The organism is Pseudomonas chlororaphis (assembly GCF_001921865.1).
In the GTDB taxonomy this organism is placed as follows: Bacteria; Pseudomonadota; Gammaproteobacteria; order Pseudomonadales; family Pseudomonadaceae; genus Aquipseudomonas; species Aquipseudomonas chlororaphis_D.
In genome coordinates this window covers 1-12,671 of sequence record NZ_MSCT01000022.1, presented here as the reverse complement: position 1 = coordinate 12,671, position 12,671 = coordinate 1, and the positions used below count along the sequence as shown (strand labels likewise).

General features: G+C 56.9%; 7 protein-coding genes, 2 tRNA genes and 2 rRNA genes. 6 read left to right on the top strand and 5 right to left on the bottom strand.

From position 1 onward, the window contains the following. Positions 1–13: 13 nt before the first annotated feature. The 5 genes from BTN82_RS27355 to BTN82_RS27335 form a co-directional block, all read right to left on the bottom strand. Positions 14–1,507 carry an acetyl-CoA hydrolase/transferase family protein gene (locus tag BTN82_RS27355; RefSeq protein WP_075122141.1) on the bottom strand — a complete coding sequence of 498 codons (1,494 nt, stop codon included), beginning with the start codon at positions 1,505–1,507 and terminating at the stop codon, positions 14–16. Between the two features lie 180 nt (positions 1,508–1,687). After that, complete coding sequence (locus BTN82_RS27350) at positions 1,688–3,124, bottom strand: NAD(P)(+) transhydrogenase (Re/Si-specific) subunit beta (RefSeq protein ID WP_075122140.1); 1,437 nt, start codon at positions 3,122–3,124, stop codon at positions 1,688–1,690. Then, a complete protein-coding gene (locus BTN82_RS27345; RefSeq protein WP_003220416.1) occupies positions 3,124–3,444 on the bottom strand; it encodes an NAD(P) transhydrogenase subunit alpha in 321 nt (106 codons plus the stop codon). Before BTN82_RS27345 ends, BTN82_RS27350 begins: the two co-directional genes overlap by 1 nt. A 15-nt stretch (positions 3,445–3,459) precedes the next feature. Continuing rightward, on the bottom strand, positions 3,460–4,581 hold the full coding sequence (locus tag BTN82_RS27340) for a Re/Si-specific NAD(P)(+) transhydrogenase subunit alpha (RefSeq protein ID WP_075122139.1): 1,122 nt from the start codon (positions 4,579–4,581) through the stop codon (positions 3,460–3,462). Between the two features lie 449 nt (positions 4,582–5,030). Then, entirely contained in the window at positions 5,031–5,930 is a 900-nt protein-coding gene (locus BTN82_RS27335; RefSeq protein WP_075122138.1) for a LysR family transcriptional regulator, read from the bottom strand. Positions 5,931–6,087: 157 nt separating this feature from the next. On the opposite strand from BTN82_RS27335, the gene BTN82_RS27330 reads away from it, so the two are divergent. The 6 genes from BTN82_RS27330 to BTN82_RS27300 all read left to right on the top strand — a co-directional run. Continuing rightward, a complete protein-coding gene (locus BTN82_RS27330) occupies positions 6,088–7,269 on the top strand; it encodes an acyl-CoA dehydrogenase (protein ID WP_075122137.1) in 1,182 nt (393 codons plus the stop codon). 13 nt (positions 7,270–7,282) lie between these two features. After that, positions 7,283–8,503, top strand: coding sequence for a CaiB/BaiF CoA transferase family protein (locus BTN82_RS27325; RefSeq protein WP_075122136.1), 1,221 nt, complete (start codon positions 7,283–7,285; stop codon positions 8,501–8,503). A 646-nt stretch (positions 8,504–9,149) separates the two neighbouring features. Next, positions 9,150–10,686, top strand: a 16S ribosomal RNA gene (locus tag BTN82_RS27315). Positions 10,687–10,809: 123 nt separating this feature from the next. Beyond that, a tRNA-Ile gene (locus BTN82_RS27310) sits at positions 10,810–10,886 on the top strand. A gap of 10 nt (positions 10,887–10,896) precedes the next feature. Beyond that, a tRNA-Ala gene (locus BTN82_RS27305) sits at positions 10,897–10,972 on the top strand. 233 nt (positions 10,973–11,205) lie between these two features. After that, positions 11,206–12,671 (top strand): 23S ribosomal RNA (locus tag BTN82_RS27300); the annotation flags it as partial.

Genomic DNA, 12,671 nt, shown 5'->3' with positions numbered 1-12,671 from the left:
TCGACTGTACTCGTCACACAGCGAGCATGTGCCCGGTTTCTTCCAGGTTCATGTGCCAGCGCAGCGCATCACGCAGGATGTGTGGTGTATGCCCGCCCAGGGCGCAGGCCGCGGTGAAGTAGTCGTTCAGGGCCTGGCGATAGTCCGGATGCACGCAGTTGTCGATGATTACCCGGGCCCGCTCCCGCGGGGCCAGACCGCGCAGGTCGGCCAGGCCGACTTCGGTCACCAGGATATCGACGTCGTGCTCGGTGTGATCGACATGGCTGACCATCGGCACCACGCTGGAAATCGCCCCGCCCTTGGCAATCGACTTGGTGACGAAGATCGCCAGGTGTGCGTTGCGCGCGAAGTCTCCCGAGCCACCGATGCCGTTCATCATCCGCGTGCCGCAGACATGGGTGGAATTGACGTTGCCGTAAATATCGAACTCCAGCGCGGTGTTGATGCCGATGATGCCCAGGCGACGCACCACTTCCGGATGGTTGGAGATTTCCTGCGGACGCAGCACCAGCTTGTCCTTATAACGCTCCAGATTGCCGAACACATCGGCATTGCGCCGGCTCGACAGGGTGATCGAACTGCCCGAGGCGAAGCGTAGCTTGCCTGCGTCGATCAGGTCGAAAGTCGAGTCCTGCAGTACTTCGGAGTACATAGTCAGCTCTTCGAACGGCGACTCGATCAGGCCGCACATCACCGCGTTGGCAATGTTGCCGATGCCGGCCTGCAGCGGGCCGAGCTTGTTGCTCATGCGGCCAGCGTCGACTTCCTGCTTGAGGAAGTCGATCAGGTGGTTGGCGATGCCCTGGGTTTCGCTGTCCGGGGTCGAAACAGTGGATGGCGAGTCCGCCTGGTTGGTGATGACAATGGCGACGATCTTTTCCGCCGGGATCGGGATAGCCGTGCTACCGATACGGTCGTCGACCTTCACCAGCGGGATGGGCGTGCGGGTAGGCCGGTAGGTCGGGATATAGATGTCGTGCAGCCCTTCCAGGTTCGGGTTGTGCGCCAGGTTGATCTCGACGATCACGTGCTTGGCGAAGATCGCGAAACTGGCGGAGTTGCCCACCGAGGTGGTCGGCACGATATGGCCTTGGTCGGTGATCGCCACGGCTTCGATGACGGCGATGTCCGGCAACTTGAGCTGCTGGTTGCGCAGTTGTTCCACGGTTTCCGACAGGTGCTGGTCGATAAACATCACCTCGCCGGCGTTGATCGCCTTGCGCAGGGTGCTGTCGACCTGGAAAGGCATGCGCCGGGCCAGGACACCGGCCTCGGTGAGTTGTTTGTCGAGGTCGTTGCCCAGGCTGGCGCCGGTCATCAGGCTGATTTTCAGGGGGGTTACCTTGGCGCGCTCGGCCAGCGCATGGGGCACGGCCTTGGCTTCGCCGGCACGGGTGAAGCCGCTCATGCCGACGGTCATGCCGTCCTGAATCAGAGCGGCAGCGTCGGCGGCGCTCATCACCTTATCCAACAACGAAGGCAAGCGGATACGATCACGGTACATGGATTGTTATCTCGGGCAACGGAAGCAAGAAGCGCAGTCTAGTGATTTCAAAAAAAAACGCCCCGCGACAAAAGTCGAATGAAGGCCCCTGATTTAGAGCCTTCTGTCGGCTTTATGGAGTAAATAAAAAACCCCAGCCTACTAAAGGCTGAGGTTTGGGGTATTGCGCTGGAGCAGGGTTTATTCGACGGCCTTGACCATGTCTTCAATGACCTTCTTGGCGTCGCCGAACACCATCATGGTCTTGTCCAGATAGAACAGTTCGTTGTCCAGGCCGGCATAGCCGCTGGCCATCGAACGCTTGTTGACGATGATGGTTTTGGCCTTGAACGCTTCGAGAATCGGCATGCCGGCGATCGGCGATTTCGGGTCGTTCTTCGCCGCTGGGTTGACCACGTCGTTGGCACCCAACACCAGCACCACGTCGGCCTGGCCGAACTCGGAGTTGATGTCTTCCATCTCGAACACCTGGTCGTACGGCACTTCGGCCTCGGCCAGCAGTACGTTCATGTGGCCGGGCATGCGCCCTGCTACCGGGTGAATGGCGTACTTCACGGTCACGCCGCGGTGAGTCAGCTTCTCGGTGAGCTCTTTCAGTGCGTGCTGCGCCCGAGCGACCGCCAGGCCATAACCCGGGACGATGATCACGGTATCGGCGTTGGTCAGCAGGAAGGTCGCGTCGTCAGCCGAGCCGGACTTCACTGGACGGGCCTCTTGAGCGCCTGCAGGTCCACCCGCATCGGCAGTATTGCCAAAGCCGCCGAGCAGCACGTTGAAGAACGAGCGGTTCATTGCCTTGCACATGATGTACGAGAGAATCGCACCGGACGAACCCACCAGGGAGCCGGCAATGATCAGCATCGAGTTGTTCAGCGAGAAGCCGATCCCCGCCGCCGCCCAGCCCGAGTAGCTGTTGAGCATCGATACCACCACCGGCATGTCGGCACCGCCGATCGGGATGATGATCAGCACGCCCATGACGAAGGCCAGGGCTAGCATCAGGGCGAAGGCCGCGAGGTTGCCGGTGAGCATGAACGTCACGCCCAGGCCCAGGGTAGCCAGGCCGAGAATCAGGTTCAGCTTGTGTTGGCCGCTGAACTGTACCGGTGCGCCCTGGAACAGGCGGAACTTGTACTTGCCCGACAGTTTGCCGAAAGCGATCACCGAACCGGAGAAGGTGATGGCACCGATGGCTGCACCGAGGAACAGTTCCAGGCGGTTACCAGCCGGGATCGAGTCGCCCAGCTGCTTGACGATACCCAGGGACTGCGGCTCGACCACCGCGGCAATGGCGATGAACACCGCTGCCAGACCGATCATGCTGTGCATGAAGGCCACCAGCTCCGGCATCTTGGTCATTTCCACGCGCTTGGCCATGATCGAGCCGGCAGTGCCGCCGATCAACAGGCCGACGATGACGTAGCCGATACCAACGGTGGCCAGTTCCGCGCCGAGCTTGAACACCAGGCCGACGGTGGTGGCGATCGCCAGCGCCATGCCGAGCATGCCGAACAGATTGCCGCGCCGCGAAGTGGTCGGGTGCGACAGGCCTTTGAGGGCCTGGATAAAGCAGATCGACGCGATCAGGTAGAGCGTCGTTACGAGGTTCATGCTCATTACTTGGGCGCCTCTTCTTTTGCTTTCGGGGCTTTTTTCTTGAACATCTCAAGCATGCGGCGGGTGACCAGGAAACCACCGAACACATTGACTGCGGCCAGGGCCACGGCCAGGGTGCCCATGGTCTTGCCCAGCGGAGTCACGGTCAGGGCGGCGGCCAGCATGGCGCCGACGATGACGATGGCGGAAATGGCGTTGGTGACGGCCATCAGCGGAGTGTGCAGTGCGGGTGTGACGTTCCAGACCACGTGGTAACCGACATAAATAGCCAGCACGAAGATGATCAGGTTGTAGATACCGGGGGAGATAAGCTCTTCCATCGTCTGAATCCCTGCTTAGGCGTTTTTACGGATGACTTGGCCATCGCGGCACATCAGGCACGCGGCGACGATGTCGTCTTCCAGGTTGACCTCGAACTGTCCTTCTTTGGTGAAGACGAGCTTCAGGAAGTCCAGCAGGTTACGGGCGTACAGCGCCGAAGCGTCGGCTGCGACGGCGCCGGCCAGGTTGGTCGGGCCGACAATGGTCACGCCATTTTCGACGACTATCTGGTCCGCCACGGTCAGCGGGCAATTGCCGCCCTGGGTCGCGGCGAGGTCGACAACCACCGAGCCGGGTTTCATCTGGGCCACGGTTTCGGCGCTGAGCAGCACCGGCGCCTTGCGGCCCGGGATCAGTGCGGTGGTGATCACGATGTCGGCCTGCTTGGCGCGCTCGTGTACCGCCTGTGCCTGGCGCTGCATCCAGCTGGCAGGCATGGGGCGCGCGTAACCGCCGACGCCGACGGCGCACTCGCGCTCTTCGTCGGTTTCGTAAGGCACGTCGACGAACTTGGCGCCCAGGGACTCGATCTGTTCCTTGACCGCCGGGCGCACATCCGAGGCTTCGATCACGGCGCCCAGGCGCTTGGCGGTGGCGATGGCCTGCAGACCGGCGACGCCAGCCCCGAGAATCAGTACGCGCGCGGCTTTCACCGTGCCCGCCGCGGTCATCAGCATTGGCATGAAGCGCGGATAGTGGTGGGCAGCCAGCAACACAGCCTTGTAACCGGCGATGTTGGCTTGCGAAGACAGCACATCCAGGCTTTGGGCCCGCGAAGTACGGGGCGCGGCTTCCAGGGCAAAGGCAGTGATGCCGCGTTCGGCCATCTTGGCGATGGTTTCGTTGCTGAACGGATTGAGCATGCCCACCAGGACGGTGCCGCTTTTGACCAGGGCCAGCTCGCTGTCGCTGGGGGCGACAACCTTGAGAATCAGCTCGGCGCCGAAGGCGTCGTTGGCACTGCCAATGGTCGCGCCTGCCGCTTCATAGGCACTGTCGACAACACTGGCGTTAACGCCGGCGCCGCTTTGCACAGTGACTTTATGACCCTGGCCGATCAGTTTCTTGATGGTTTCCGGGGTTGCAGCAACCCGTGTTTCACCCGTCTGGGTCTCGAGAGGGACACCAATGTGCACGTCAAATCTCCTGCGTGATCTTATTGCTTTCGATCTTTTTTAGAAGGCCAGTGCACTACGGATGGTGCAGCTGGGGCGCGATCAGCACGACCCCGCCAGAATCAAGGCGGGGCGCGGCATTTTGCAGGCGAACATTGCACCCTTCAAGGGATTATGAGGGGTGACGGAAAATTAACTACAAGTCACCCCGTGACCGAATGTCGCAACGGTTGTACTCAATCCCTTATGGGACGTGCCTTGTAAGGATTTTTCCTGGGAAAAAACAATTTTTACATTGTCGACGTGAATGAGTGCTCATGTGCTCGTAAAAAACCCTACAAGCCACGTGGTTAGGCGCTTATAGGACGATTGTTCAGTTTGTCGATACAGTCTGCCTAAATGCGACATTTCATTATATCTGTAGTGCTTTTATTTGTTTGACTACGGGGTCAGTTTTCGTTGCTATCCTGCTATTTCTCTAGGCTGTAGCTTTGTGCCTGCTCCACCAACCAATCGCGAAAAGCCCGTAAAGACGCCGATTCGACCTTGCGCTCGGGAATCATCAGGTAATACGCCTTGATGCTCGCCAGTGCTTCAGGGTTGGCAATCACCAGGCGTTTCTCGCGCAGTTCTCGTTGAATCAGGAACGGTGGAATCAGGGCAATCCCCATGTCGTGCATGGCCGCCTGGGCCAGCATGGAGAATAGTTCGTAACGCGGGCCTGTCATGTCTCGCGGGATATTCAAGTGTTGTGAGTTGAACCATTGTCGCCAGGCATAGGGGCGTGTGGTCTGTTGCAGCAGCGGCAGTTCGGCGATTTCCTCGGCGCTCAGCCGGGCGCGACTGCCCAGAGTCGCCGGGCTGCAGACCGGCATTGGGTTTTCTCCCATCAGGCGATGGGATTGGGTGCCTGACCAATCGGCATCGCCAAAGTAGATGGCGCCGTCGAAGTCGGTATCGGCGAACAGGAAGGGCCGTGTGCGGTTGGTCAGGTTGACCGTGACTTCCGGGTGGCGGTGCTGGAAGTCCTTGAGGCGAGGCAGCAGCCATTGGGTGCCAAAGGTTGGGACCACCGCCAGTTCGATGACGTTGGCGCCCTGCTGGCCCATGACCGAAAGCGTGTCGCGCTCCACTGCATCCAATTGGGTGGCTACGCGGCGGCTGTAGGAGAGTCCGGCTTCGGTCAGCTTGACGCCGCGCCGGGATCGTCGGAACAGCTCGACGCCCAGGAACTCCTCCAGGCTGGCGATCTGCCGACAGATCGCACCCTGGGTCAGGGAAAGCTCTTGAGCGGCCTTGGTAAAGCTCTCGTGGCGCGCGGCTGCTTCGAAGCTGACCAGGGCGGCAGTGCTGGGGATCTTCCTGCGCATGTACGGCAATCTCACTAATATTTTGGCTAAGAGGCGTTTACAGCTGTTTCGGAGTGATAAATTAGCACAACAGTATGCGAAATCCTCGTTTGCCGTGGCCGGCAACCCGGCCTAGGATCAGCCCACGAACCTTGACCTATTTCACGAGGACTCACTCATGGGCGGCAAAGCAAGCTTCAACTGGATCGATCCCCTTCTGCTGGATCAACAGCTCACTGAAGAAGAGCGCATGGTGCGCGACAGTGCTGAGCAATTTGCTCAGGACAAACTGGCGCCGCGGGTGCTTGAAGCTTTCCGTCATGAAAAGACCGACCCGGCGATTTTCCGTGAAATGGGTGAAGTCGGCCTATTGGGGGCGACCATTCCCGAGCAGTATGGTGGCAGCGGCCTGAACTATGTCTGTTACGGCCTGATTGCCCGTGAAGTGGAGCGTGTGGATTCTGGTTACCGCTCGATGATGAGCGTGCAGTCTTCCCTGGTGATGGTGCCGATCAATGAATTCGGGACCGAAGCCCAGAAACAGAAGTATCTGCCGAAGCTGGCCTCCGGTGAGTGGATCGGCTGTTTCGGCCTGACTGAACCAAATCATGGCTCCGATCCGGGCGCGATGATTACCCGTGCCCGCAAGGTAGACGGCGGTTATAGCCTGACTGGCAGCAAGATGTGGATTACCAATAGCCCGATCGCTGATGTGTTCGTGGTTTGGGCCAAGGACGATGCCGGCGATATCCGAGGCTTCGTATTGGAGAAAGGCTGGAAAGGTCTGAGTGCTCCGGCGATTCACGGCAAAGTCGGTCTGCGAGCCTCCATCACTGGCGAAATCGTCATGGATAACGTCTTTGTGCCGGAGGAGAACATCTTCCCTGACGTGCGCGGCCTGAAGGGCCCATTCACCTGCCTGAACTCTGCCCGCTACGGTATTTCCTGGGGGGCTTTGGGCGCGGCCGAGTTCTGTTGGCACACCGCTCGCCAGTACACCTTGGACCGTCAGCAATTCGGTCGCCCTCTGGCGGCTACCCAGCTGATCCAGAAAAAGCTCGCGGACATGCAGACCGAGATCACCCTCGCCCTTCAAGGTTGCCTGCGTCTGGGGCGGATGAAGGATGAAGGCACGGCGGCGGTTGAAATCACCTCGATCATGAAGCGCAACTCCTGCGGCAAGTCGCTGGACATCGCCCGCGTAGCGCGCGACATGCTGGGCGGCAACGGCATCTCCGATGAGTTCGGTATTGCCCGTCACCTGGTCAACCTGGAGGTGGTGAATACCTACGAAGGGACCCATGATGTCCATGCGCTGATCCTGGGGCGTGCGCAGACCGGCATTCAGGCGTTCTACTAATAGGAGAGCGAGCATGGGCGCGTTATCGCATTTGCGGGTGCTGGACTTGTCGCGAGTGCTGGCCGGACCTTGGGCTGGTCAGATTCTTGCAGACCTGGGGGCCGAGGTGATCAAGGTCGAGCGCCCGGGCAGTGGTGACGATACGCGCGCCTGGGGCCCGCCCTTCCTCAAGGACGCCTATGGCGAGAACACCACTGAGGCTGCTTATTACCTGTCGGCCAATCGTAACAAGCAGTCGGTGACCATCGACTTCACCCAGGTGGAAGGCCAGCGGCTGGTGCGTGAGTTGGCGGCCAAGTCCGACATCCTGATCGAGAACTTCAAGGTTGGCGGTCTGGCGGCCTACGGGTTGGACTATCAGTCGCTGAAGGAGCTCAACCCTAATCTGATCTATTGCTCCATTACCGGCTTCGGTCAGACCGGGCCTTACGCCAAGCGTGCCGGCTACGATTTCATGATCCAGGGGCTGGGCGGGCTGATGAGCCTGACCGGACGCCCCGAGGGGGATGAGGGGGCGGGACCGGTGAAGGTAGGGGTAGCGTTGACGGATATCCTGACGGGGCTGTATGCGACAGTCGCGATCCTCGCTGCCTTGGCGCATCGGCAACATGACGGTGGCGGGCAGCATATCGATATGGCGCTGCTGGATGTGCAGGTCGCGTGCCTGGCCAACCAGGCGATGAACTACCTGACGACGGGCGTCGCTCCCAAGCGCCTGGGCAATGCTCATCCGAATATCGTGCCTTACCAGGACTTTCCTACAGCGGATGGCGATTTCATCCTTACCGTGGGTAATGACGGTCAGTTCCGCAAGTTCGCCGAGGTGGCGGGTCAGCCGCAGTGGGCGGATGATCCGCGTTTCGCCACCAATAAGCTACGGGTAGCCAACCGGGCGGTGCTGATTCCTCTGATCCGCCAGGCCACGGTATTCAAGACCACTGCCGAGTGGGTTGCCCAGCTGGAGCTTGCAGGTGTGCCGTGCGGCCCTATCAATGATCTGGCGCAGATGTTCGAGGATCCTCAGGTCAAGGCGCGTGGGTTGGCGATCGAGCTGCCGCATGCGTTGGCAGGTTTGGTTCCACAGGTGGCCAGCCCTATCCGTCTCTCCGAGACGCCGGTTGAATACCGTCATGCGCCCCCTCTATTGGGTGAGCATACCGCCCAGGTTCTGCAGAGGGTGTTGGGGCTTGAGCTTGAGTCCGTGGATGCCTTGCGAGCCTCGGGCGTATTGTGAATACGCTCTTCTATATATAGAGCGGCTGGTTTCCTTCTATATAGGTAGCCTGAAAACATCCCTTGTCGGGGTGTTTTCAGGTTTCTTCATAGTAAAAGCAAATTAAGTGTTGACGGCAGATTCCAGAGGTCTATAATTCGCCCCACTTCCGGCGCAGTCGAAACGGAAAACTCCTTGAGATTCAACGAGTTACATGGTTTTCGACAGCGGTTGCGCTTCGGTTCATCGAAGCCCGAAGGAGTTGATAAGGTAGTCAGTTTTCACCTTGTTAACGATTCGATCGTCTCGGTCGAAAGCGGAGAAAAAGAGGTGTTGACAACAGCGTGTAACGCTGTAGAATTCGCCTCCCGCTGACGAGAGATCGGAAGCGCAAGTGGTTGAAGTTGTTGAGGAAATCTTCAAAAACTTCTGAAAATAATCACTTGACAGCAAATGAGGCTGCTGTAGAATGCGCGCCTCGGTTGAGACGAAAGACTTAACCAACCGCTCTTTAACAACTGAATCAAGCAATTCGTGTGGGTGCTTGTGGAGTCAGACTGATAGTCAGAAAGATTATCAGCATCACAAGTTACTCCGCGAGAAATCAAAGATGTAACCAACGATTGCTGAGCCAAGTTTAGGGTTTTCTCAAAACCCAAAGATGTTTGAACTGAAGAGTTTGATCATGGCTCAGATTGAACGCTGGCGGCAGGCCTAACACATGCAAGTCGAGCGGTAGAGAGAAGCTTGCTTCTCTTGAGAGCGGCGGACGGGTGAGTAATGCCTAGGAATCTGCCTGGTAGTGGGGGATAACGTTCGGAAACGGACGCTAATACCGCATACGTCCTACGGGAGAAAGCAGGGGACCTTCGGGCCTTGCGCTATCAGATGAGCCTAGGTCGGATTAGCTAGTTGGTGAGGTAATGGCTCACCAAGGCGACGATCCGTAACTGGTCTGAGAGGATGATCAGTCACACTGGAACTGAGACACGGTCCAGACTCCTACGGGAGGCAGCAGTGGGGAATATTGGACAATGGGCGAAAGCCTGATCCAGCCATGCCGCGTGTGTGAAGAAGGTCTTCGGATTGTAAAGCACTTTAAGTTGGGAGGAAGGGTACTTACCTAATACGTGAGTATTTTGACGTTACCGACAGAATAAGCACCGGCTAACTCTGTGCCAGCAGCCGCGGTAATACAGAGGGTGCAAGCGTTAATCGGAATTACTGGGCGTAAAGCGCGCGTAGGTGGTTCGTTAAGTTGGATGTGAAATCCCCGGGCTCAACCTGGGAACTGCATCCAAAACTGGCGAGCTAGAGTATGGTAGAGGGTGGTGGAATTTCCTGTGTAGCGGTGAAATGCGTAGATATAGGAAGGAACACCAGTGGCGAAGGCGACCACCTGGACTGATACTGACACTGAGGTGCGAAAGCGTGGGGAGCAAACAGGATTAGATACCCTGGTAGTCCACGCCGTAAACGATGTCAACTAGCCGTTGGGAGCCTTGAGCTCTTAGTGGCGCAGCTAACGCATTAAGTTGACCGCCTGGGGAGTACGGCCGCAAGGTTAAAACTCAAATGAATTGACGGGGGCCCGCACAAGCGGTGGAGCATGTGGTTTAATTCGAAGCAACGCGAAGAACCTTACCAGGCCTTGACATCCAATGAACTTTCTAGAGATAGATTGGTGCCTTCGGGAACATTGAGACAGGTGCTGCATGGCTGTCGTCAGCTCGTGTCGTGAGATGTTGGGTTAAGTCCCGTAACGAGCGCAACCCTTGTCCTTAGTTACCAGCACGTAATGGTGGGCACTCTAAGGAGACTGCCGGTGACAAACCGGAGGAAGGTGGGGATGACGTCAAGTCATCATGGCCCTTACGGCCTGGGCTACACACGTGCTACAATGGTCGGTACAAAGGGTTGCCAAGCCGCGAGGTGGAGCTAATCCCATAAAACCGATCGTAGTCCGGATCGCAGTCTGCAACTCGACTGCGTGAAGTCGGAATCGCTAGTAATCGCGAATCAGAATGTCGCGGTGAATACGTTCCCGGGCCTTGTACACACCGCCCGTCACACCATGGGAGTGGGTTGCACCAGAAGTAGCTAGTCTAACCTTCGGGAGGACGGTTACCACGGTGTGATTCATGACTGGGGTGAAGTCGTAACAAGGTAGCCGTAGGGGAACCTGCGGCTGGATCACCTCCTTAATCGACGACATCAGCTGCTTCATAAGCTCCCACACGAATTGCTTGATTCATTGAAGAAGACGATAGAAGCAGCTTTAAGCTCCAAGCTGATAGCTCCAAGCTAACAGTTACAAGCTCGAAATTGGGTCTGTAGCTCAGTTGGTTAGAGCGCACCCCTGATAAGGGTGAGGTCGGCAGTTCGAATCTGCCCAGACCCACCAATTTTGTTATGGGGCCATAGCTCAGCTGGGAGAGCGCCTGCCTTGCACGCAGGAGGTCAGCGGTTCGATCCCGCTTGGCTCCACCATAAACTGCTTCGGAAAGCTTAGAAATGAGCATTCAAATTGAATGTTGATTTCTAGTCTTTTGATTAGATCGTTCTTTAAAAATTTGGGTATGTGATAGAAAGATAGACTGAACGTTACTTTCACTGGTAACGGATCAGGCTAAGGTAAAATTTGTGAGTTCTCTTTTAATTAAGAATGCAAATTTTCGGCGAATGTCGTCTTCATAGTATAACCAGATTGCTTGGGGTTATATGGTCAAGTGAAGAAGCGCATACGGTGGATGCCTTGGCAGTCAGAGGCGATGAAAGACGTGGTAGCCTGCGATAAGCTTCGGGGAGTCGGCAAACAGACTTTGATCCGGAGATCTCTGAATGGGGGAACCCAGCCATCATAAGATGGTTATCTTGTACTGAATACATAGGTGCAAGAGGCGAACCAGGGGAACTGAAACATCTAAGTACCCTGAGGAAAAGAAATCAACCGAGATTCCCTTAGTAGTGGCGAGCGAACGGGGACTAGCCCTTAAGTGGCTTTGAGATTAGCGGAACGCTCTGGAAAGTGCGGCCATAGTGGGTGATAGCCCTGTACGCGAAAGTCTCTTAGTCATGAAATCGAGTAGGACGGAGCACGAGAAACTTTGTCTGAATATGGGGGGACCATCCTCCAAGGCTAAATACTACTGACTGACCGATAGTGAACTAGTACCGTGAGGGAAAGGCGAAAAGAACCCCGGAGAGGGGAGTGAAATAGATCCTGAAACCGTATGCGTACAAGCAGTGGGAGCAGACTTTGTTCTGTGACTGCGTACCTTTTGTATAATGGGTCAGCGACTTATATTCAGTGGCGAGCTTAACCGAATAGGGGAGGCGTAGCGAAAGCGAGTGTTAATAGCGCGTTTAGTCGCTGGGTATAGACCCGAAACCGGGCGATCTATCCATGGGCAGGTTGAAGGTTGGGTAACACTAACTGGAGGACCGAACCGACTACCGTTGAAAAGTTAGCGGATGACCTGTGGATCGGAGTGAAAGGCTAATCAAGCTCGGAGATAGCTGGTTCTCCTCGAAAGCTATTTAGGTAGCGCCTCATGTATCACTGTAGGGGGTAGAGCACTGTTTCGGCTAGGGGGTCATCCCGACTTACCAAACCGATGCAAACTCCGAATACCTACAAGTGCCGAGCATGGGAGACACACGGCGGGTGCTAACGTCCGTCGTGAAAAGGGAAACAACCCAGACCGTCAGCTAAGGTCCCAAAGTTATGGTTAAGTGGGAAACGATGTGGGAAGGCTTAGACAGCTAGGAGGTTGGCTTAGAAGCAGCCACCCTTTAAAGAAAGCGTAATAGCTCACTAGTCGAGTCGGCCTGCGCGGAAGATGTAACGGGGCTCAAACCATACACCGAAGCTACGGGTATCACGTAAGTGATGCGGTAGAGGAGCGTTCTGTAAGCCTGTGAAGGTGAGTTGAGAAGCTTGCTGGAGGTATCAGAAGTGCGAATGCTGACATGAGTAACGACAATGGGTGTGAAAAACACCCACGCCGAAAGACCAAGGTTTCCTGCGCAACGTTAATCGACGCAGGGTTAGTCGGTCCCTAAGGCGAGGCTGAAAAGCGTAGTCGATGGAAAACAGGTTAATATTCCTGTACTTCTAGTTATTGCGATGGAGGGACGGAGAAGGCTAGGCCAGCTTGGCGTTGGTTGTCCAAGTTTAAGGTGGTAG

Excerpts from the sequence above, each read along its gene's own strand:
- BTN82_RS27355 (WP_075122141.1), bottom strand. The coding sequence starts at position 1,507 with ATGTACCGTGATCGTATCCGCTTGCCTTCGTTGTTGGATAAGGTGATG.
- BTN82_RS27335 (WP_075122138.1), bottom strand. The coding sequence starts at position 5,930 with ATGCGCAGGAAGATCCCCAGCACTGCCGCCCTGGTCAGCTTCGAAGCA.
- BTN82_RS27330 (WP_075122137.1), top strand. The coding sequence starts at position 6,088 with ATGGGCGGCAAAGCAAGCTTCAACTGGATCGATCCCCTTCTGCTGGAT.
- BTN82_RS27325 (WP_075122136.1), top strand. The coding sequence starts at position 7,283 with ATGGGCGCGTTATCGCATTTGCGGGTGCTGGACTTGTCGCGAGTGCTG.
- BTN82_RS27345 (WP_003220416.1), bottom strand. The coding sequence starts at position 3,444 with ATGGAAGAGCTTATCTCCCCCGGTATCTACAACCTGATCATCTTCGTG.
- BTN82_RS27350 (WP_075122140.1), bottom strand. The coding sequence starts at position 3,124 with ATGAGCATGAACCTCGTAACGACGCTCTACCTGATCGCGTCGATCTGC.